This window comes from Mesorhizobium sp. M0715 (assembly GCF_040320355.1).
Lineage (GTDB): Bacteria > Pseudomonadota > Alphaproteobacteria > Rhizobiales > Rhizobiaceae > Mesorhizobium.
In genome coordinates this window covers 264115-286080 of the sequence record NZ_JAMYPL010000006.1, presented here as the reverse complement: position 1 = coordinate 286080, position 21966 = coordinate 264115, and the positions used below count along the sequence as shown (strand labels likewise).

Here is a 21966-nt window from a genome sequence, read left to right as displayed (position 1 = left end):
GCTGCGCGGCGCGCCGCCCTCCGGGCGTTCCATTATGGTTTGGGGGCGTACATATCAGACCCCGGGCCCCTTTGCCGGAATCACCCCTTTCTAAACCCTGCGGGGCGCCGCCGCTTTGGGCGGCGGCCGGTCCGAGAAGCAGAGCTATGCTTTCTGCGCCCAGGTCCTGCGCGATTGCGAGCTCTCCGACAAGGCCAATGTCTCGGCCGGCGCTCTCACTCTGCTCGATCGCAAGCGGCTGGAGTTGGCGCGCGCGCTGGCGTCGGATCCGAAGCTGCTGCTGCTGGACGAGATCGCGGGTGGGCTGACCGACGATGAATCGAAGGCGCTGGTAGCGCTGGTGCGCCGCATCCGCGACCGTGGCATCACCATCGTGTGGATCGAGCATGTGTTGCACGCGCTGCTGGCGGTGGCCGACCGGTTGTTGGTGCTGAACTTCGGCGAGAAGATCGCTGAAGGCGTGCCCGCCGAAGTGATTGCGCTGCCCGAGGTCCAACGCGTCTACATGGGGATCGAGGCATGACGGCCGTTCTTTCCACCCACGGGCTATTGGCCCGCTATGGCGATTTCCAGGCGCTCTACGGCGTCGACATCGAGCTGCACCAGGGTGAGGCCGTGGCCTTGATCGGCGCCAACGGGGCAGGAAAATCTACACTCCTGCGTTCGATCATGGGCCTGCTCCCGGTCCGGCGCGAGATGGTGCTGCTGCACGGGGAGGCCGTTGGCGGCACCACCACCGACCGCATGGTGCAGAAGGGTGTCGCCATCGTGCCGGAGGGCCGCCGGCTCTTCACCGGCATGTCGGTCGAGGACAATCTGCGCGTCGCCATCGACCAGGCCGCGCGCATAGGCGCCAAGGGCGGATGGACGCTGCCGCGGTTGCATCAGCTGTTCCCGATCCTCAAGGAGAAGGCCCGCACGCAGGTCCAGAGCCTCTCGGGCGGGCAGCAACAGATGGTGGCGATCGGCCGCGCGCTGCAAAGACAGCCGCGCGTGCTGCTATGCGACGAGATCCGCCTTGGTCTTGCGCCGAAGGTGATCCGCGAGATCTATGCCGCCTTGCCCGAAATCCGCGCCACGGGAACGGCGATGATCGTGGTCGAACAGGATGTCGGCCTCGCCCGGTCCGCCTCGGACCGCCTCTACTGCATGCTCGAGGGGCGCGTGACCCTGACCGGCAGGTCCGCCGAAATCACGCGCGAACAAATCGGCAAAGCCTATTTTGGAGCAGGCCATGGAGTGGTTTGACGCCTTGGTGCAAGGGATCCTGCTGGGCGGCATGTATGCCCAGTATGCGCTCGGCATGGCGTTGATGTTCGGCGTCATGCGGATCGTCAACATCAGCCATGGCGATCTTGTGATCCTTTTGTCGCTGATTGGCATCTCGATCGCCACGGCCTGGGGTCTGGGGCCGCTGCCTGTGCTGATCGTACTGGTGCCGCTCGCGGTGCTGATGGGCTGGGTGCTGCAGAAGGCCGTGCTGAACCGGGTGGTAGGGAGCGATCCGCTGCCCTCGCTGATCGCGACCTTCGGACTGTCGATCGCGCTGCAGAACCTGATGCTGCAGATATGGTCCGCGAACAGCCGATCGTTGCCCGGCCATGGAATAGAGAGTCAATCCATCGAGATCGGCGGTATCTATGTCGGCCTCCTGCCGCTGATCGTGCTGGCCGTCGCCACGGGATTGACAGGAGGCCTCGACCTGACGCTGAAGCGCACGCGCTTCGGCCGCGCGCTCCGCGCCGCGTCGGCCGATGTCGAGGCGGCGGCGATGACCGGCATCAACCCGCGCGCCGTCTATGCGATGGCGACAGCGGCGGCGGTCGGCATCCTCGGCTTTGCCGCCGTCTTCCAGGCGTTGCGGTCGACCGTTGCGCCGGCCGATGGACCTGCCCAGCTGATCTACGCGTTCGAAGCGGTGATCATCGGCGGCATGGGTACGGTATGGGGCGCCTTCGCCGGCTCGATGGTGCTCGGCATCTCGCAGGCCATCGGCTTCCGCATCGATCCGGGCTTCGGCGTGCTCGCCGGACACATCGTCTTCCTGATCGTGCTGGCGACCCGCCCGCAGGGCCTGTTTGGAAAGGCATTGTCATGAGTGCGATCCCCTATGTGGCAACCGAGGTGCCTGAGGTCCTGGTCCAGCGCCAGACCCGGTCCGGTCGCATCGCGATGACGCTGGCTGTGCTGGCGCTGATCGGTGTCGCCGCCATGCCGTGGTGGGCCTCGACCGGCACGATCCGGTCGATTCTGGTGCTGTGCTGCTACATCGCCGTCGCGCAGATGTGGAACCTGCTAGCCGGCTATGCCGGCCTCGTCTCGGTGGGCCAGCACGCCTTCATGGGTGCTGCCGGCTATGCGCTTTTCGTGCTGGCGCAGACTTACGGCATCAATCCGTTTGTGGCGGTCTTCCTTTCGCTGCTGGCGCCGGCCGCGCTGGCCGTGCCGATCTACCTGCTGCTGCATCGCCTGGATGGCCCCTATTTTTCGATCGGCACATGGGTGGTGGCCGAGGTATTCCGGCTGGCCGCCTCGAATCTCCCGCTCGTCAATTCCGGCGCGGGGATGTCGCTTCGCGTGATGAAGGACTATTCGGCCTTCGAGCGGAATGTCGCCATGTCGCTGCTCTGCGCGGGGATGCTGCTCGTCACGCTGGGCGGCAGCTATTGGCTGCTTCGCTCGCGCTTCGGCCTTGCGCTGATCGCCATGCGCGACAATCCGGTCGCGGCCGCGAGCCAGGGCGTGAATGTCGTCAAGCTGCGCTTCCTGATCTACGTCGCGTCGGCGGTCGGCTGCGGCCTTGCGGGCGCCATCTATTTCATGGCGCAACTGCGCATCACCCCGGGTTCGGCCTTTGATCCGATGTGGGCGAACGTCGCGATCTTCATCGTCATGGTCGGCGGGATAGGGTCCATCGAGGGCGTTCTGATCGGATCCCTGATTTTCTTCATCGCGGACCGCTGGTTCGGTGAATACGGCGCGAGCTATTTCGTCGTCCTCGGCCTGATGACGCTGCTGGTGGCGCTCTACGCCCGCACCGGCATCTGGGGCCTGATCTCGAAACGGTGGGATGCGCCATGGTTCCCGATCCGACGCAGGCTCGTCGATCCGAACCGCTGAGAGGGAGGGTTTTTATGAAAGCAGCCATCTTCGATACGGTCGGCAGTCCGCTGCGGATCGGCACGGTGCCGGATCCGACGCCGGCGCCGGATGAGGTCGTCTTGCGCATCGCAGCCTGCGGCATCTGCGGCAGCGACCTGCATATCACCGAGGATCCGGTGCCTTTCGGCATCGGTGGAGGTTTCGTTCTTGGCCATGAATTCGCCGGCGACATCATCGCGCTGGGATCACGGGTGGCGAGCCTTCGGATCGGTGAGCGTGTGGCCGTCGTGCCGATGCACGGCTGCGGGCACTGCCAGGCCTGCAGGCGCGGCGATCCAGGCCGCTGTCCCGACATGGTGCTGATTGGTGGCGGCTATGCGCAATACGCGGCCGTCGCCGCGCGCCAGTGCCATGTCTTGCCCGACGACGTTGCGCTGGAGGATGGCGCGCTGGCCGAACCGCTCTCGGTCGCGTTGCACTGCATCGTCCGCTCGGGCATGAAGCCCGGAGACCGGGTCGCCATCCTTGGCGCCGGACCGATCGGCCTGCTCGTCGCTTTCTGGGCGCGGCGGCTGGGAGCGTCTTGTGTGGTCGTGGCCGATATTCACAGCCATCAGCGTGACCGTGCGCTCGCACTGGGCGCAACCGGTTTCGCGCTGTCCGGAAACAAGCTGGCGGATAGCCTTGCCGATCTCTGCGGAGGAGCCCCCGATATCGTCTTCGAATGCGTCGGCAAGCGCGGCCTTATCGACGCGGCGGTCAAGGCGGTTCGGCCGCAGGGCACGGTGGTCGGTGTCGGCTTGTGTATCGGCGGCGACGAATGGGATCCATTCGTCGCGCTGACGAAGGAAGTGAACCTGCTCTTCTCGGTCTTCTTCCATCAGCGCAACGAATTCGGCGTCGCCCTCGATGCGCTGCGCGGCGGACCTTTCGCACCGCAGGCGCTGATCACCGATCGGATCGACCTCTCGCCGGTTCCGCAGATATTCGAGAGCCTTCGCCGCCGCACAACGCAATGCAAAGTGCTGATCCAGCCGGACCTTGTTTGAGGAGGAATAAAATGGCCGTTCAATTCGAAACGCTCAAATACGATGTCGCTGGCACCAAAACGGTGGTGAAGGCCATTGGTGAGGGAAAGCCCGTGCTGTTCCTGCACGGCGCCTCGACGCTTGAAGGTTTCGACTTCGCCGAAGGCCTCGCCGACCGTTTCCGCGTGCTTTGCGCGAGCCATCCGGGCTTCGGCTTTTCGGGCGCTGCGCCGCATGTGACCGGGATGTCCGACATGGTTCTGCACTACCTGAACCTGCTCGATGTTCTGAACCTGCCGGAGAAGCCTCATCTCATCGGCTTTTCCATGGGCGGCTGGATGGCGACGGAGCTCGCCGGCCTTGCGCGCGAGCGTTTCGACAAGGTGGTGCTGATCGCGCCGGCAGGGCTCAACGACCCCGCGCATCCGGCCACCGATCTGGGCGCGGTCGCGCCGCAGGAGCTGCCGGCCTATCTGGCGCATGACGTCTCGGTGGCGCTGCGCTATTTCCCGGACGGCTCGGATCCCGCCTTTGCGGAGGCCTTCGGCGCCGATCGCGCCCGCGAAGGAGAGACGCTCGGCCGGTTGCTGGCGCCGTTCGGCATGGGCCATCCGAACCTGCGGCGCTTCCTGGCGCGCATCGCCAATCCGACGCTGGTCGTCTGGGGCACCAGGGACCGTCTGCTGCCAGCTGGCCAGGCGCCGCTCTTCGTCGAAGCCCTGCCCGACGCACGCCTGATCCTGGTCGAGGATGCCGGCCATTTCGTCATGCAGGAGAAACCCGAAACACTCAGGAAGATCGGCGATTTCCTCGCCGGCTGACCGCATTTGAAAAGGAGGAGAAGACAATGAACAAACCCATCAAGCACGGCTCGTGGGGGACGACCACCGACTATCGCGACTTGCTCAGCAAGATCGCGGAGATCGGGCCGGCCCTGGAAGCCAACGCCACCACCGATGAGGAGAATGGCGAACTGACTGCGGCCACGTTCGAGCTGCTGAAGCCGCTGCGCATGTCGCATATCTTCGCCGCGGAGAGCCTCGGCGGTGCGCAGCTGCGACCCACCCAGGGTCTCGAACTGCTGGCGGCGATCACCTGGCACTCCGGGGCGGCCGGCTGGGTTTCAATGGTGCATTGCTGCATCGGTGCGATGTCGGCGGCCTTTCTGCCGGATAGCGCGGTCGAGCGGCTGTTCGCACCGGGCACCGACAACCGTTTCTCGGGGCAGGGCGCGCCGCTCGGCATGCTGAAGAAGGTCGACGGTGGTTACCGGCTGAACGGCAAGTGGAGCTATGGCAGCGGCTTCAGCCACGCCACCTATAGCCACAGTGCCGCCTTCGTCGACGACGGCACCGGCAAGCCCGCCAAGGACGACAAGGGCAATTTGATTATCATGTGCGCCCATGCCCCGATCTCCCAGCACAAGCAGGTCGGCAATTGGGACGTTCTGGGCCTCGGCGGTACCGGCAGCATCGACTATGCGGCCGAGGATGTCTTCATCGCCGACGATCTCGTCTTCCCGATCCTGACCGCACCACCGCTGCGCCAGAAGGAGTTCTTCAGTCTCGGGGTCGTTGGCCTCGCCGCCATCGGTCATACCGGCTGGGCGCTCGGCACTGGGCGGCGGATGCTGGACGAGATCGCCAAGTTCGCCCGCTCGAAGTCAGGCCGGGCCGGACTGATCGGCGAAAGCGAGAAGTTCTGGCACGACTATGGCCGCGCCGAAGCCCGCTATCGCGCTGCCCGCGCCTTTGTCTTCGAAGTCTGGCGCGACATCGAGGCGACGGTCGAAGCCGGCAACAGCGTATCGACGCGGCAGATCAGCCTTGTCCATCTGGCCAAATCCGAGATTCACGAGGTTGGCGTGGATATCTGCAACTTCGCCTACCGCGCCGGCGGCGGCGCGTCGCTGCGCGCCGGCGTGATCCAGCGCACCTTCCGCGAGATGATGGTGGCGGCCAACCATTTCACGATCGCGCCGTCGATCGTCACCTCGGCCGGTCGCGACATCGGCGGCCTGTGGAGCGATCGCACCTGGCAGTTCTACGACCTGATCGAGAAGAAGTAGCCCGCAAGGGCCGGACGGCGGACGCCGTCCGGCCCTTATTCACGCTGCAGAAGAGAGACGTCGATGAGCTTCCCGCATCCGATGACCAACGCCTTCCGCGAAGCCTTTCGCCACCATCCGGCCGGTGTTGCCGTGATCACGGCCGATCCCGGCGACAGGCCGGTGGCGATGACCGTATCCTCGCTGATCTCGGTAAGTGCTGCGCCGCCGGTCGTCGCTTTCTCGCTCTCCATGAAATCGACTTCGTCCGAGCCCTTGCTACGGGCCGAGACCATGGTGATCCACCTGCTGCGCTTCACTGATATCGACCTGGCGCAGCTCTGCGCGTCGAGCGGCGCGGAACGTTTCCCGCCGGGAGGCGCCTGGGCGCGGCTGCCTACGGGCGAACGCCGCTATACCGGCGTTTCGACCTGGTTCCGCGCCCGTCGGCTCGGCATCCTGCCGATCGAGGGCGCGACGCTGGTCGCGGCCGAACTCCTTGACGGCGAGGTGCAGCCGGACGAGGTCCCCCCGGAGGCGCATTCGCTTGTTTATCTCGACCGTCGCTGGCATCGCCTGCACAAGGAACTGGACGGGGTGGCTGAGCTTCTTGAGTCGTCGCGTTTTCTTTGAACGGCGCCGAAGCGCGGGTTGTCCGGTCGTTGCGCACGGAACTTGCAAAGCCAGTCGAAGCGCGTTCGGCGTCAGTCGTACCGCGCTCCCTGGCTCGCCGCGCAGGGTTGAGGGTCATCCGGCCAGTTGGGCATTGGCCGGAACTTCGTCCCGCATCGGATGCGGTACGAGTGGATGGCAATTTTTGTCGCAGATGACGTCAGACTTTTCCGCAAAAATATCTCACATGTTGACGTTAACTTAACATGCTATTATGGTCTGTTTACCGCGTCGGATGCGTCGCTTTTGTATCACCGTTGCTCGTTGATTGTCGTCATGTCTGTCATCCCTATCCCAACCTGCAGGTTAGCCTTGCAGCGCCCTTCACCAGTTGCTGAAAGCGGCGGCGCCCATGCCCAGTTTGCTCGGAATCGATAACGGTCTCACGGTCACCAAGGCAGTGATCTTCGATGCCGATGGCACGCAGTTGTCGGTGGCGCGTCGGCGCGTTCCGCAGTCGATGCCCCATGCGCGCTGGGTGGAGCGCGACATGGCAAGGCTATGGCAAGCCACCGCCGATGCCATCCGCGAAGCGATCGCATTGTGCGGCCGGCCCGCCAACGATATCAAGGCGGTGGCGGCGACCGCACACGGCGATGGTCTCTATTTGCTCGACAAGGATCGCCGGCCGCTAGGCCCCGGTATCCTGTCGCTTGACAGCCGCGCCGGCGAGATTGTCGAACAATGGTCGGCGGACGGGGTCTTCCAAAATGCGTTGGCGCGCACCGGACAGGCGCCGCACGTTTCGGCTCCGTCGGCGCTGCTGGCCTGGATCAGGAAGAACCAACCCGACCGCTATGGCCGCATCGGGCATATACTGGCCTGCAAGGACTGGCTGCGCTTTTGCCTGACCGGCACGATCGGCACCGACCGTACCGAGGCAAGCACCTCATTCACGGATTTCCGCACGCAGGATTACGCGCTGGAAGCGATGCGCATCTTCGAACTGGACGATCTTTTCGACGCGCTGCCGCCGATGGCGCATTCGGCCGAGATCGCCGGCCACGTTACCGCCGAGGCCGCCGACATGACCGGCCTTGCCAAGGGGACACCGGTCGCGAGCGGCCTGCATGACGTAACTGGCTCCGCACTTGGCATGGGCGGCCATGAGGAGGGCGTGCTCGCCATTGTTGCCGGGACCTATTCCATCAACGAAGTAGTCTCTTCGCAACCGCGCGTCGATCCGCGTTGGCTCTGTCGCAACGCCATCGACGCCGGCCGCTGGAACAACATGGCGATATCGCCGGCCTCGACCGCGAACTACGATTGGTTTCTCGACACGTTCTGCCGCTCGGAACAGGAGAGGGCATCGGTCGGTGGTGGCTCGATCCACGAGTTTCTGGCAGGCGAGATCGACGCGGCGCTGAAAAAGCGGTCGACCATCCTGTTTCATCCCTATCTGTTCGGCTCCCCCTTTGGCGATGTCGCCAGCGCCAGCTTTGTCGGCCTTCACGGCTGGCACGATCGCGGCGATATGCTCAAGGCGGTTCTAGAGGGCATTGCCTTCAATCATCGCACCCATGTCGAAGCCCTGCGCGAGGGCTTTGCTATCAGCGAGATCCGCCTGACCGGGGGCGGTTCACGCAATCCGGCCTTTGTCCAGATGTTTGCCGATGTGCTGAATGCCCCGGTCACCGTCACCTCGACCGACGAGGCCGCGGCCTTTGGCGCGGCCCTTTGCGCGGGTGCCGCGGTGGGCATCTTCGCGACGCCGCAACAAGGCGCCAGGCAAGCCGGCATGACGGCACGCCAATACGAGCCGATGGCGGCCTCAAGTGCTGTGTTCAACGAGCGCTTTTCCCTCTATGGCCGCATAGCCGGTGCGCTCGAACCGCAGTGGCCGGAGATCGAGAAGCTGGCGCGGCAAGACACTGGGGGAACCGCATGATCAAGGCCGACGAACGACGCGAAGAGATCGCCGACTATGTGATCAAGCTCGGCCAGGTGCGCATCGACGATCTGGTCGAACATTTCGGCGTATCGCGCATGACCATCCACCGGCACATCGACCGGCTGGCGCAGCAGGGTGTGCTGCGCAAGCTGCACGGTGCGGTGACGGTTCAGCCTTCCGGCCTCTATGAAAGCGCCTTCCGCTACCGGGTGACGGTCAATCGGGCCGAGAAGGATGCGCTGGCGCGGGCGGCGCTCGATTTTGTCGAGGCCGGCCAAGTGGTGATGCTGGACGATTCCTCGACGGCAAACGCCGTCGCCACGCTGCTGCTCGACGTCAAGCCGCTGACCGTCATCACCAATTCAGTGGCGACGGCTTCCCTGCTGACCAATGTCGACGAACTCGACTTCATCTGTCTCGGCGGTCAGTACCACGGCACCTACAACGCCTATATCGGCATCGTCTGCGAGAACGCCGTGGCGCAGCTGCGCGCCAATGTGCTGATCTGTTCGGCTTCGGCCATCACTGGAACCACCGCCTTCATCCAGGACCCCAATGTCGTGCGGGTCAAGCAGGCGATGATGGCCGCATCGGTCAAGCGCATCCTTTTGATTGACCATGCCAAGTTCGACAGGATCGCACTGCACGTCTTCGACGATCTGACCAGCTTCGACGTCGTGCTGGCGACCGAAGGCCTGGGCGATGCGCGGGCGCGGGCCCTCGAACGGGCCGGCGTGAAGCTGCGCATCGTCAAGACGAAAGCGCCATGAGCTCAAGCGAAGCAACATTTACGGAAAATCCCGCCGGGCGATTGGCCGCCATGGCCGGGACCGGCGAGGTCGACGTCGTCATCCTTGGCGCCGGCATCAACGGGGCGGGCTTGTTTCGCGACCTGTGCGCGCAGGGCGTCAGCTGCCTGATCGTCGACAAGGCGGATTTCGGCTCCGGCACCAGTGCCGCGCCATCGCGGCTCATTCACGGTGGCCTGAAATATCTAGAAACTGGCGAATTCGGGCTGGTGGCGCAATCGACGCTCGAGCGCAATTTGCTTTTGAAAAACGCGCCGCACTATGTCAGCCCGCTGCCGACCGTCATCCCGATCTTTTCCTGGAGCAAGGGCATGCTGGCGGCGCTGCGGACGCTGTTCGGCTCGACCAGCGCGCCGCGCAGCCGCGGCGCCATCCTGATCAAGATCGGCCTGATGATCTATGATTTCTACGGCTCGCGAAACCAGGTCATGCCGCGCCACCGCATGGTCGGGCGGCGCCAGGCGCTCAGCAAGATGCCGGCGCTCAACCCCTCGATCGTCGCCACCGGCACCTATTACGACGCCAAGATAAGCCATCCCGAAAGGCTGGTGCTCGAACTGATCCTCGATGGGCTGCAGGCAAATACGGCCTCGGCCAGCGCGAACTACACGGCGCTGGCGAAGTCCGCCGATGGCGTGCTGACCTTCCAGCCGAAAAACGGCGCGGCCTTTTCGGTGCGGCCGAAGCTGGTGGTCAATGCCGCCGGTCCATGGATCGACGATGTCAACGATTTGCTAGGCGCGCCGTCGAAGATGATCGGCGGTACCAAGGGCTCGCACATCCTGCTGAAGCATGACGAGCTGGTCAGAAGCCTTGCCGGGCGCATGCTCTATTTCGAGGCCGATGACGGCCGCATCTGCCTTGTCTACGACTATCTCGGCCTGGCGCTGGTCGGCTCTACCGACATCAAGGCCGACAATCCCGACGCGGTACGCTGCGAGCCTGACGAAGTGGAGTACCTGCTCGACAGCGTACGCACGCTGCTGCCGGGGATGGCGTTCGAACGCGACCAGATCGTCTATGCCTATAGCGGCATCCGGCCGCTGCCGGCCTCGGATGCATCGGTGCCCGGCTTAATCAGCCGTGACCACTCGGCGCCAGTCGCCGAGCCGGATGGGAACAGACCTTTCGCGGTCATCTCGCTGATCGGCGGCAAGTGGACGACCTTTCGCGGCTTCGCCGAGGAAGTCGCCGACACCGTGCTCGGCCGCCTGCAGCGCAGCCGCAAGGTGACGACGCAGGCCATGCCGATCGGCGGCGGCAGGGATTTCCCGGCCGATGCCGCAGCGCGAGCAAGTTGGCTGGCTCTGGCTCACTCGGAAACGGGCGCTGGAGGACGGCGTCTCGAGGCGCTGCTGTCGCGATATGGCACCAGAGCCACGCAGATCGCCACGCATGGGTCGGGTGATGAGGGTCGGCTGCCGGATTCAGAAAGCTACAGCAAATCGGAAATCGACTACATCGTCCGCACCGAGTTCGTCGAACATCTGGCCGATATCGTCATGCGCCGCAGCACCCTGGCGATATCAGGGTCACTGACGGGCCGGGATCTGCAGGAGATTGCGACGATTGCCGGACGGGCGCTGGGCTGGAGCGCCGGGCGCCTCGCAGAGGAAGTCGAGGCCGCCGCCCTGGAACTCGAGGACCGGAACCTGATGCGGCTGGGCTGATCATTCCGTCGCCGATGCTCTTTCCCAAGGCAATCCGGTCGGTTTGCCTAAGGATGCGCCGCATCCCCAATCGCTCAACTCACAGGCGGGTTGGGATTTTGCGATATTAGATATTATTATTGAGAAACAGTTAGTTAGCAAAAAATTGGATAGCCGATGGCTGTGCAATTCTACTGGCTCAGACACGAAATAACACAGATTGACGTTAAATTAACATAGCCGTATGATCAAGTGACATGCTCACCTCCTAATAGGTCGATGTTGCCCGCCGAAATGCCGGCAGACCGGCGTTTCGGGAAGGGCGAGAACTGTGAATTCCCCGTATGTGCATGCGCCAAATCCGGCGAGGGATTGACAGCGATGCAGGGATGTGAAAATTTTTGCACACAAAGATAATAATATCATCTCAGGGAGGAGATGTCTTGAAATCCGGCGGAGCCGCTAACCGCGATCATGAGTCCAGCCTCGCCACCCGCGCGGCCTGGCTTCACTATGCCGGGGGGCTGACGCAGGCCCAGGTGGCCAAGCGGCTCGGCCTGACCAGCCTCAAGGCGCATCGGCTCATCACCCGGGCCACCCAGGATGGCCTTGTCAGGGTAATCATCGACGGCGATGTCGGCGAATGCATCGACCTCGAGCAGCAGCTGATCAATGCTTACGGGCTGGATTACTGCGAGGTCGTTCCTGATCTCGATCAGGACGAGCTGCCGCTGAAGGCCCTTGGCATCGCCGGCGCTCAGTTTCTGAAGCGGGAGATCGATCGCGGCGAGGACATGCTGATCGGCGTCGGCCATGGCCGTACCCTTGCCGCAAGCGTCGAGTATCTGACGCGCACCGCCGCTGCCCATATCCGTTTCGTCTCGCTGCTTGGCGGCGTGACGCGCAAATTCGCGGCCAACCCGCACGATGTCATGCATCGGCTGGCCGAGCGGACCGGCGCGCAGGCCTATGTGATGCCGGTGCCTTTCGTCGCCAACACCGCCGAGGACCGTGAAGTGCTGCTTGGCCAGCGCGGCATCAGCGATGTCTTCGACCTCGCAAGCCGGTCCGACCTGATGTTCGTCGGCATAGGCACCGCCGAACGGGAAGCCTCGCTGGTCGCTACCGCCATGATCGAACATTCCGAAATCGATGAGGTCAAACGGGATGGCGGCGTCGGCGAGCTGCTCGCCCACTTCTTCGACGACAAGGGACGCCCGGTGGAAACGGCGCTGTCGGACAGAATCCTGGCGCTTCCGCGGGACCAGTTGAAGGGCCGTCGGATCGTCGCAGTCGCCGGCGGCAAGGTGAAAATACGCGCCATCAAGGCGGTGCTCGAAAGCCGCTATCTGAGCGGGCTGATCACTGACGAGTCCACCGCCCGTGCCCTTGTCGAACAGAACAAACCCAATGGTGCGAAGCGCCATGTGAACGGAGGATCGTCAAATGCGTGACAAGCGCGGATCAGCCTTGCCGGCGGTTGCGTCATGAGCGCGAAGGCCGCCCCCGCACCAACCAGGCCGGCTTCGCCCGGCTTGCGTCGGGTACTTGCCGGCGCTGCGGTTGTCGTCCTGCTCGGCGCCATGGCGCTCGACACCAACGTGGTCAGGATCGGCTCTGCCGGCGATGTCCGCAGCGCCGTCTTTTCCGCCGCCGACTACGGCAAGTCGGAGTTTCCCAAGGTGCAGGCCGATGTCGAAGCGCGTGCCGCCGACGCGGCAACGGTGGCGACGGCGATCACCAAGGACAGGGCAACGGCGGAAAAGGAATACGGCGTGCCGGCGGGCGTTGGGCCGGTCATCTCGGTGAAGTTCACCGGCGTCGTCGGCGAAGGAAAATCGGGCATCTACAAAGTCGCCGTCGAAGGTGTGCCGGACACGCTGATGATCCGCGTGCAGACGGGACCGGCGATCAACGGCACCGAGCTTCGCGACGCCACCGGCAAGATCACATTCGGCCAGTTCACCAACCAGATCGAATACCAGGACGCCGGTTCGGCGCTGAACAACGAGATGAAGAAGGAAATCCTGGCCAAGGTCGATACGAGCACCTTGACCGGCAAGACCATATCGGTGGTCGGCGCATTCAAGCTGGTCAACCCGAAGAGCTGGCTGGTCACTCCGGTGAGGCTGGAGGTCAAATGAGCGCGGCTGCCGACACCGGACCCGCGAATGGCGACGCCGTGCTTTCGGCGCGCAACATCGTCATGTCGTATGGCGGCGTCCATGCACTCAAGGGCGTCAATTTCGACATCCATCGCGGCAAGGTCACCACGCTGTTCGGAGAAAATGGCGCCGGCAAGTCGACGCTGATGAAGATCCTCTCCGGCGTGGTCACGCCGACATCCGGCGACATCGTGCTCGACGGCAATCTCGTCAGTTTTTCCTCATCCTCGGACGCACGCGATCGCGGCATCTCGATCATTCACCAGGAACTGAGCCTGGCGCCCAATCTCAGCGTTCGCGACAACATCTTCATGGGCCGCGAACTGCGCACCAGGACCGGCCTCGACTTCGCCGAAGAATCGCGCCAGGCGCGCGCGCTGATGGCTGATCTCGAAGAGGACATCGACCCGATGACCCTGGTCGAGGATCTGCGCCTGGGCCAACAGCAGATCGTCGAGATCGCGCGGGCGCTGTCGGTCGATTCGCGCATCCTGATCATGGACGAGCCGACCTCGGCGCTCAGCGCCACAGAGGTGGAGGTGCTGTTCAAGGTGATCCGCGATTTGACCAGCCGCGGCGTTTCCATCGTCTACATCTCACATCACCTCGAAGAGGCGCTGCAGATCACCGACTACGCCGTTGTCCTGCGCGACGGGGCGATAACGGCGACGGCTGAAGCCAGAAACATCGACCTCGAGTGGATCGTCCGCAACATGGTCGGCGAGAACTTCGATCTCGGCTCGCCGCCGACCGGCCATGCGTTCGGTGAGGTCGCCCTGTCGATCGAGGATGTCAGCGTCGTCGACACTTCGGGCTCGGGCTATTCCGTCGTCGACCACCTGTCGCTGGATGTCCGGGCAGGCGAGATCGTCTGCATCTATGGGCTGATGGGCGCCGGGCGCACGGAATTGCTGGAAGCCGTCGCCGGACGGGTGCCGATGGCGGGCGGCCGCGCGCTTCTGGAAGGCGAGGACGTTTCGGGACTGAGCATTGCCCAGCGCATCTCCAGAGGTCTTGTGCTGGTCCCCGAGGACCGCCAGCGCGACGGGCTGGTGCAGACGATGACCGTCGGCCGCAATCTCTCGCTGGCCAGCATCGAGGCGTTCGCCAAGGGGCTGTTTCTGTCCCGTTCCAAGGAGGGTGGGCTGGTCGAGGATTCGATCCGCAAGGTGACCATAAAGACCGCAGGCGGCAATGCCATGATCGGATCGCTGTCGGGCGGCAATCAGCAGAAGGTCGTCATCGGCAAGATGCTGACGACCAACCCAAAAGTCATCCTTCTCGACGAACCGAGCCGTGGCATCGATGTCGGCGCCAAGGCCGAGGTCTTCCGCTTGCTGAGCGAACGCGCCGCGCAAGGGCTTGCGGTCGTCTTCTCGACCTCTGAGGTCAACGAATGCCTCAGCATTGCCCACCGCATCGTCGTCATGCGGCGTGGCAGGATTTCAGCTGAATTCGGCGCCAACGCCACCAAAGAGCAGATCATGGCCGCCTCTGGCGAAGCCGTGGTCGCCTGATCACCAGAATTTCGGAGCCCAGACCAATGACCGACGTCAGCCAGGCCAGAAAACAGTCCAGTCCAAGCGCGGGCGGCGAAGGCTTCGATCTCGCCAAGCTGCTGCTCGAGGGTCGCGCTTTCTTTGCCCTGATCGTCATCATCGTCGTGTTCTCGATCCTGTCGCCCTACTATCTCTCGGTGGCGAATTTCCTGACCATGGCCTCGCATGTCGCCATCTTCGGAATCCTCGCGATCGGCATGCTGCTCGTCATCCTCAATGGCGGTATCGACCTGTCGGTGGGGTCGACGCTGGGCTTGGCCGGTGTCGTTGCCGGGTTCCTGATGCAAGGCGTGACGCTGACCTGGCTGGGTGTCGTTCTCTATCCGCCGGTCTGGGTGGTCGCGGTGTTGGCCTGCATGCTCGGCGCCGTCGTCGGACTGATCAACGGCGTGCTCATCGCGCGCTTCAAGGTTCCGGCTTTCGTCGCCACGCTCGGCGTCATGTACATGGCACGCGGCCTGGCGCTGCTGATGACCAGCGGCCTGACCTATAACAATCTCGGCGGCAAGCCCGAGCTCGGAAACACCGGCTTCGATGCGCTTGGCTTCAACCGCCTGTTCGGTGTGCCGACGGGCGTCGTGGTTCTCGTGGTCATCGCGCTCATTGGCAGCATCGTCTTGAACCGCACCGCTTTCGGGCGCTGGCTCTACGCCTCGGGCGGCAACGAGCGCGCGGCCGAACTCTCCGGCGTTCCGGTCAAGACGGTGCAGATTTCCGTGTATGTGCTGTCGGGCATCTGTGCCGCCATCGCCGGCCTGATCCTGTCCTCGCAGTTGACGTCGGCTGGACCGACCGCCGGCACCACCTACGAACTGACGGCCATCGCGGCCGTCGTCATCGGCGGCGCGGCACTGACCGGCGGGCGCGGCAACATCCGCGGAACCCTGCTTGGGGCCTTCGTCATCGGCTTCCTGTCCGACGGTCTGGTGATCATCGGCATCTCATCCTACTGGCAGACAGTGTTCACGGGCGCGGTCATCGTGCTCGCCGTGCTCCTCAATGCCGTTCAGTATCGCCGCCGTAGCAAGCTCCCAAGCGCGTCAGGTGGCCAACCGACTTCTCAGAAACGGGGGAAGGCCGAACCGGCCAATCCTGCCCAAGGGAAGACTGCCAGGTGAACTGGCAGCAACACCGCGTAATCATTGGAGGAATGTACATGAAAACCATGCTGAAAAGTCTGCTCGCCGCCGCGATGGTCGTCGGGTTCACGGCCGCCGCGTCAGCCGCGGGCCTGATCTCGATCATCGTCAACGATCCGGCCAACCCCTACTGGCTGACCGAGGGCAACGTCGCCAAGGCCGAGGCTGAAAAGCTTGGCTATACGGCCAATGTCGGTGCCCACAAGGGCGATACCAATACCGAAAGCAATTTGATCGACACCGCCATCACCAACAAGTCGGTGGCGATCATCCTCGATCCGGCCAACGCCGACGGCTCTGTCGGTGCGGTGAAGAAGGCGATTGCAGCCAACATCCCGGTGTTCCTCGTCAATGCCGAGATCAATCAGGAAGGCCTCGCCAAGGGTCAGCTCGTTTCCAATAACGCGCAGGGTGCTGCTCTCGGTGCCCAGCAGTGGGTGCAGGCCGTCGGCGAAAAGGGCAAATATGTCGAACTGCTCGGCGCCCCGTCTGACAACAACGCCGCCACGCGCTCGAACGGGTACGCGACTGTGCTGAGCCAGTACCCGGATCTCGAAAAGGCTGCTTCGCAGGTCGCCAACTGGGATCGTACCCAGGGCCACGACAAGATGCAGAGCATGCTGCAGGCCAATCCCGACATCATCGCCGTGATCAGCGGCAATGACGAGATGGCGCTTGGCGCGGTTGCGGCGCTGAAGGAAGCCGGCAAGCTCGCCGGCATCAAGGTCGGTGGCTTCGACGGCTCCCCGGATGCGGTTGCGGCGATCAAGTCCGGCGAACTGCAGTACACCGTGCTTCAGCCGGTCGCCATCTTCTCGGCCAAGGCCGTGCAGCAGGCGGATTCGTTTATCAAGACGGGTGCCACCGGTGCGGCGACCGAGAAGCAGCTGTTCGATTGCCTTCTCATCACCAAGGACAATGTCGACAAGTACACCGCACCCTTCGTGTTGTCTGAGTAATACCTGTACAGGGGGTGTCCTTGCGGACACTCCCTGCCTCTTCTACGAAATGACTGCCCTCGTGAACCGCCTTCGCAACCAACCGGAATTTGCGGCATGAAAGACCTGCTGATCGGCATCGACGCGGGAACGTCGGTGATCAAATCGATCGCTTTCGACCTGTCCGGGCGGCAGCTCGCCATGACGTCGGTGCCCAATAGCTTCGTCACGCTGGAAGGCGGCGGCGCCGAGCAGGACCTCGACCAGACCTGGCGCGACATGGCGCGGACCGTTCGCGATCTCGCGGCCAAGGTTCCCGACCTCGCGCAACGAACCGCGGCGGTGGCCATCACCGGGCAGGGCGACGGAACCTGGCTGATCGATGGCGACGGCTTGCCTGTCTCGCGCGCCTGGCTGTGGCTTGATGCCCGAGCTGGACATCTGGTGGACGAGATGCGCGCCGATCCCCGGGATCGCAGGCGGTTCGAGCTGACCGGCACGGGGCTGAATTCCTGCCAGCAAGGCGCCCAGCTTGCCTTCATGAAAAAGAACCATCCCGACATGCTGGAGCGGGCGGCGACCGCACTGCATTGCAAGGATTGGCTCTACTTCAAGATGACGGGCGAACGCGCCACGGATCCCTCCGAGGGAACCTTCACCTTCGGCGATTTTCGGTCGCGCAGCTATTCCGACGAAGCCCTCGACATCCTGGATCTGACGACGCATCGCCGCCTGTTGCCTCCCATGCTCGAAGGCACCACCGACCATCATCCGCTGTCGCGATCGGCGGCGGCAGAGACTGGCCTGCTCGAAGGCACGCCGGTGGTGCTGGGTTACGTCGATATGGTCATGACGGCGCTCGGAGCCGGCCTCTATGATCCCTCGGGCAATGTCGGCTGCACGGTCATCGGCTCGACCGGCATACACACACGCTTTGCCGCCACTCCCGACGATGTCGTGCTGAACGACGATGGCTCCGGCTACACGATCGCCATGCCTATTCCAGGCGCCTTTGCACAATTGCAATCCAACATGGCGGCGACGCTCAACATAGACTGGGTGCTTGGCCTTGCGCGCGACGTGCTCGCGACGGCTGGCGGCAAGCCTTCTCATGACGAGTTGCTGAAGGCCCTCGACGCTTGGGTGGAAGCATCGGAGCCTGGTTCGCTGATCTACCAGCCCTATATATCGCTGGCCGGTGAAAGAGGACCGTTCGTCGATCCTGACGCACGCGCTGGCTTCATCGGCCTTTCGGTCAAGCACGGCTTTGGCGATCTGGCACGCGGCGTCCTCGAGGGACTGGCCTTCGCCGCACGCGATTGCTACCAGGCGATGGGCGCCGTGCCGAGCGAGATCCGCCTGTCGGGCGGCGCCGCGCGCAGCCCCTCCCTACGCCGCATCATCGCGGCGGCGACCCGGGCGCAGGTGCGCACCAGCAGTCGCCAGGAAGCCGGCGCGGCAGGCGCCGCGATGATGGCGGCCGTCGGCCTCGGCGTCTATGGCTCGATGGAAGACTGCGCCGCCGAATGGGTGACGCCGCTTCTCGGCGACTGCGATGCCTATGACGAGGCGCTTTCGCATACCTATGATGCCCTCTTCCCTTCCTTCGTTGCAGCGCGTCAGGCGCTTCGGCCGGTGTGGAAGGGCATGGCGCACCGCACAGGAGCAAGATCTTGAGCAATACAACAGATGTCGTCGATCTCTTCGTGATCGGCGGCGGCGTCAATGGAGCCGGCATAGCGCGTGATGCGGCAGGTCGCGGGCTGTCCGTCATCCTGTGCGAAAAGGACGATCTCGCGCAAGGCACGAGCTCGCGCTCCGGCAAGCTGGTGCATGGCGGCCTGCGCTACCTCGAATATTATGAATTCCGGCTGGTTCGCGAAGCACTGATCGAACGCGAGGTGCTGCTCGAGGCAGCGCCGCACATCATCTGGCCGATGCGCTTCGTTCTTCCGCACAGCCCGCAAGACAGGCCGGCATGGCTGGTCCGGCTCGGGCTGTTTCTCTACGACCACCTTGGCGGCCGTAAACGCCTGCCGGGGACACGAACACTGAACCTCAGGACTGCGCCGGAAGGCGCGCCGATCAAGGACGAATTCAAGCGCGGTTTCGAATATTCCGACTGCTGGGTCGACGATGCGCGCCTGGTGCTGCTCAACGCCCTGGATGCCAGGCAGCGCGGTGCCAGAGTGCTCACGCGCACCGCCTGTGTCGCGGCCCGCCGCGAAAACGGACTATGGTCGATCGACATGCAGGATGGTCGCACGGGTGCGGTGACGAAGGTCCGGGCGCGGGCGCTGGTCAACGCGGCCGGGCCGTGGGTCAACGACATTGTCAGCCGAGTCGCCGGGCAGAACTCCACCCGCAATGTTCGCCTGGTGAAAGGCAGTCATATCGTCGTGCCCAAATTCTGGGAGGGGCGGCAGGCCTATCTCATCCAGAACAACGACAAGCGAGTGATCTTCGTCAACCCCTACGAGAACGATCTGGCGCTGATCGGCACGACCGACATTCCCTACGAAGGCAGGCCCGAGGAAGTGGTCGCCGAGGCAAGCGAAGTCGATTACCTGATCAAGGTGGTCAATCGCTATTTCAAGCGACAGCTGACGTCACAGGACGTGGTCCATAGTTTCTCAGGCGTGCGTCCGCTCTATGACGACAATGCCGACAATCCAAGCGCGGTGACGCGCGACTATATTTTCGAACTCGACGCCTCCAATGGCAACGCGCCGCTGCTGTCGGTGTTCGGCGGCAAGATCACCACCTTCCGCAAGCTGTCGGAACATGCGCTGGAAAAGATCCAGCCGTTTTTTCCGATGATGAAGAAAGCCTGGACGGCCAAAATCCCCTTGCCGGGAGGCGACCTGCCCAATGCGGACTTCGAGCAGTTCCTGAGCGATCTGCATTCCGAGTTTTTATGGCTCAGCCCGTCGCTGGTGAAGCACTACGCTCGAAGCTACGGCACCCGTGCCAGGCAATTGCTCGCCGGCGCACAGCGCGAGGCGGATCTCGGCCGCCGCTTCGGTCCCGACCTGTATGAGCGGGAGGCAAGGTTCCTGGCCGAGACCGAATGGGCCGGCACATCAGCCGATATTCTGGAACGCCGCACCAAACATGGCCTGCATCTCAATGCGGCCGAGCGGAAAGCATTCGAAGACTGGTTCGATAACATCATGGCGACGGCAGACTGATGGCCTTCACGCTTTCCCTCAACACCAATCCGCTGGTCAACCGTTTCGCCGATCCGGACGATTTGATCGACGCGATTGCCTATGGCATCGGTATCCGCGACGTGCAGCTGACGCATGAATTCGTCAATCCGGGCTGGCCGGCGGCAACGATTGCCAAATTCCTGCGCCTGTTCGACAGGGCGCTTTCGCGGACCGGCGTGCGGATCACCTCCGGCATGACCGGACCTTATGGCCGGCTCAATCACTTCGGCCATCCGGACGCGGATGTCCGGCGCTACTATGTCGACTGGTTCAAGACCTTCGCCGATATTTCCGCGGAACTCGGTGCGTCGGGCATGGGCACGCAGTTCGCCATCTTCACCCACAAGGACTTTGACGATCCGCAACGGCGGGCAGTGCTTCTCGATATCGCCCTCGAATGCTGGCGCGAGGTGGCCGAACACGCCAAGGCGGCGGGTCTGACATACCTGTTCTGGGAGCCGATGTCGGTCGGCCGCGAGTTCGGCCACACGATCGAAAGCTGCGCCACGCTGCAAGGCGCCATCGACGCGGCGAAGCTGCCCATACCGATGAAAATGATGGTCGACATCGACCATGGCGACGTCACTTCGCCCAACCCTGCCGACACCGATCCCTATGCCTGGGCGAAAGCGTTTCCCTTGCAATCGCCGATCATCCACATCAAGCAGTCGTCGATGAATAAGGGCGGGCACTGGCCGTTCACGGCCGCCTACAACAAGGATGGCCGCATAGTGCCGCAGAAGTTGCTGGACGCGGTTCGGCAGGGCGGTGGAACCGACAATGAAATTTGCCTTGAACTTTCCTTCAGGGAGAGGGAACCAGTCGACCATCAGGTTATCGAGATGATCCGCGAGTCGGTGGATTTCTGGGCGCCTCATATCGACAGCGGTCGCGACAGTCTCAAGCCTCGGGCTTGAGTGAAATGCTGGCTAGACGCCGGCACCGATGGTGGCCAGGAAAAACGCGCGTTGAAGGAGAAAAGAATGACCCCATATTGGGTCGGCACGAGCTGGAAGATGAACAAGACGCTTGCCGAGGCGCTGCAGTTCGCCGATGCGTTGGCGGCCTTCGTGCCTGACTTCGATCAGGCGATACAGCCTTTCGTCATTCCGCCGTTCACCGCCGCGCGCCAGGTCAAAGCGGCGCTGGCCAACACCCGCGTGAAAGTCGGCGCCCAGAACATGCATTGGGCCGACGCCGGTGCCTGGACGGGAGAGATCTCGCCAGTGATGCTGAAAGACTGTGGGCTGGATGTGATCGAACTCGGCCATAGCGAGCGTCGCGAGCATTTCGGCGAAACGGACGCGACTGTGGGACTGAAAACGGCGGCCGCTGTCAGGCACGGGTTCGTGCCGCTGATTTGCGTCGGCGAGACGTTGGCTGAGCGTGAATCAGGCCGCGCCGAGGCGGTGTTGACGGCACAGGTTCTCGGCGCGCTGCAAGAGCTGAGCGGCGATCAACTGAAGGCTGAAATCCTCTTTGCCTACGAGCCCGTCTGGGCGATCGGCGAGAAGGGCATTCCCGCCAGCGCCGACTATGCCGACAGGCAGCAGGCGCTGATCAAGCAGGTTGCCGCCGACCGGCTGCCGGCTGCCCCGCCTGTGCTTTACGGCGGCAGCGTCAATCCCGGCAACGCGGCCGAACTCATCGGCCAGCCGCATATCGATGGCCTGTTCATCGGCCGCTCGGCGTGGCAAGCGGAAGGCTATATCGACATTCTGAAAAAGGCGTCGGCCGCCATCGCGCGCTGACCGC

At 63.6% G+C, this 21966-nt stretch carries 20 protein-coding genes; all 20 read left to right on the top strand.

All coding sequences use genetic code 11. The features are described 5' to 3' along the window. The first annotated feature begins 115 nt into the window (after positions 1 to 115). The 20 genes from NKI21_RS10495 (at position 116) to NKI21_RS10400 (ending at position 21962) form a co-directional block, all read left to right on the top strand. The gene (locus NKI21_RS10495) at positions 116 to 523 is read left to right on the top strand and encodes an ATP-binding cassette domain-containing protein (protein WP_352865495.1); all 408 of its coding nucleotides are present in this window, start codon (positions 116 to 118) and stop codon (positions 521 to 523) included. Beyond that, positions 520 to 1248, top strand: a complete 729-nt coding sequence (locus NKI21_RS10490; RefSeq protein ID WP_352865493.1) for an ABC transporter ATP-binding protein — start codon at positions 520 to 522, stop codon at positions 1246 to 1248. Before NKI21_RS10495 ends, NKI21_RS10490 begins: the two co-directional genes overlap by 4 nt. Further along, complete coding sequence (locus tag NKI21_RS10485) at positions 1235 to 2098, top strand: branched-chain amino acid ABC transporter permease (RefSeq protein ID WP_128302311.1); 864 nt, start codon at positions 1235 to 1237, stop codon at positions 2096 to 2098. The genes NKI21_RS10490 and NKI21_RS10485 overlap by 14 nt, the downstream gene beginning before the upstream one ends. Next, entirely contained in the window at positions 2095 to 3120 is a 1026-nt protein-coding gene (locus NKI21_RS10480; protein WP_352440104.1) for a branched-chain amino acid ABC transporter permease, read from the top strand. The genes NKI21_RS10485 and NKI21_RS10480 overlap by 4 nt, the downstream gene beginning before the upstream one ends. Before the next feature lie 14 nt (positions 3121 to 3134). After that, complete coding sequence (locus tag NKI21_RS10475; RefSeq protein WP_352440103.1) at positions 3135 to 4151, top strand: zinc-dependent alcohol dehydrogenase; 1017 nt, start codon at positions 3135 to 3137, stop codon at positions 4149 to 4151. 11 nt (positions 4152 to 4162) lie between these two features. Beyond that, entirely contained in the window at positions 4163 to 4951 is a 789-nt protein-coding gene (locus NKI21_RS10470; protein WP_023808918.1) for an alpha/beta fold hydrolase, read from the top strand. 26 nt (positions 4952 to 4977) lie between these two features. Further along, complete coding sequence (locus NKI21_RS10465) at positions 4978 to 6198, top strand: acyl-CoA dehydrogenase family protein (protein ID WP_352440102.1); 1221 nt, start codon at positions 4978 to 4980, stop codon at positions 6196 to 6198. A gap of 81 nt (positions 6199 to 6279) precedes the next feature. After that, positions 6280 to 6810 carry a flavin reductase family protein gene (locus NKI21_RS10460; protein ID WP_352865489.1) on the top strand — a complete coding sequence of 177 codons (531 nt, stop codon included), beginning with the start codon at positions 6280 to 6282 and terminating at the stop codon, positions 6808 to 6810. Positions 6811 to 7201: 391 nt separating this feature from the next. Beyond that, the gene (locus NKI21_RS10455) at positions 7202 to 8737 is read left to right on the top strand and encodes an FGGY-family carbohydrate kinase (protein WP_023808915.1); all 1536 of its coding nucleotides are present in this window, start codon (positions 7202 to 7204) and stop codon (positions 8735 to 8737) included. Then, positions 8734 to 9510, top strand: coding sequence for a DeoR/GlpR family DNA-binding transcription regulator (locus NKI21_RS10450; RefSeq protein ID WP_031212333.1), 777 nt, complete (start codon positions 8734 to 8736; stop codon positions 9508 to 9510). The genes NKI21_RS10455 and NKI21_RS10450 overlap by 4 nt, the downstream gene beginning before the upstream one ends. Then, positions 9507 to 11219 (top strand): glycerol-3-phosphate dehydrogenase/oxidase, encoded by a 1713-nt coding sequence (locus NKI21_RS10445; protein WP_502896762.1) that lies wholly within the window; start codon positions 9507 to 9509, stop codon positions 11217 to 11219. Before NKI21_RS10450 ends, NKI21_RS10445 begins: the two co-directional genes overlap by 4 nt. Positions 11220 to 11641: 422 nt before the next feature. Continuing rightward, positions 11642 to 12652: a sugar-binding transcriptional regulator gene (locus NKI21_RS10440; protein ID WP_127296545.1), complete on the top strand. Its 1011-nt coding sequence runs from the start codon at positions 11642 to 11644 to the stop codon at positions 12650 to 12652. A gap of 33 nt (positions 12653 to 12685) precedes the next feature. Next, positions 12686 to 13342 carry a DUF2291 domain-containing protein gene (locus NKI21_RS10435; protein ID WP_127296544.1) on the top strand — a complete coding sequence of 219 codons (657 nt, stop codon included), beginning with the start codon at positions 12686 to 12688 and terminating at the stop codon, positions 13340 to 13342. Then, entirely contained in the window at positions 13339 to 14880 is a 1542-nt protein-coding gene (locus NKI21_RS10430; RefSeq protein ID WP_352440100.1) for a sugar ABC transporter ATP-binding protein, read from the top strand. Before NKI21_RS10435 ends, NKI21_RS10430 begins: the two co-directional genes overlap by 4 nt. Positions 14881 to 14906: 26 nt before the next feature. Further along, the gene (locus NKI21_RS10425) at positions 14907 to 16040 is read left to right on the top strand and encodes an ABC transporter permease (protein WP_128302320.1); all 1134 of its coding nucleotides are present in this window, start codon (positions 14907 to 14909) and stop codon (positions 16038 to 16040) included. 38 nt (positions 16041 to 16078) lie between these two features. Further along, entirely contained in the window at positions 16079 to 17020 is a 942-nt protein-coding gene (locus tag NKI21_RS10420; RefSeq protein WP_013533072.1) for a D-ribose ABC transporter substrate-binding protein, read from the top strand. A 96-nt stretch (positions 17021 to 17116) separates the two neighbouring features. Beyond that, entirely contained in the window at positions 17117 to 18676 is a 1560-nt protein-coding gene (locus NKI21_RS10415; RefSeq protein WP_128302321.1) for an FGGY-family carbohydrate kinase, read from the top strand. Next, on the top strand, positions 18673 to 20190 hold the full coding sequence (locus NKI21_RS10410) for a glycerol-3-phosphate dehydrogenase (RefSeq protein WP_128302322.1): 1518 nt from the start codon (positions 18673 to 18675) through the stop codon (positions 20188 to 20190). The genes NKI21_RS10415 and NKI21_RS10410 overlap by 4 nt, the downstream gene beginning before the upstream one ends. Beyond that, positions 20190 to 21128, top strand: a complete 939-nt coding sequence (locus NKI21_RS10405; RefSeq protein WP_023808905.1) for a sugar phosphate isomerase/epimerase family protein — start codon at positions 20190 to 20192, stop codon at positions 21126 to 21128. The genes NKI21_RS10410 and NKI21_RS10405 overlap by 1 nt, the downstream gene beginning before the upstream one ends. Positions 21129 to 21194: 66 nt before the next feature. After that, on the top strand, positions 21195 to 21962 hold the full coding sequence (locus tag NKI21_RS10400) for a triose-phosphate isomerase (protein WP_023808904.1): 768 nt from the start codon (positions 21195 to 21197) through the stop codon (positions 21960 to 21962). The last annotated feature ends 4 nt before the right edge of the window (positions 21963 to 21966 follow it).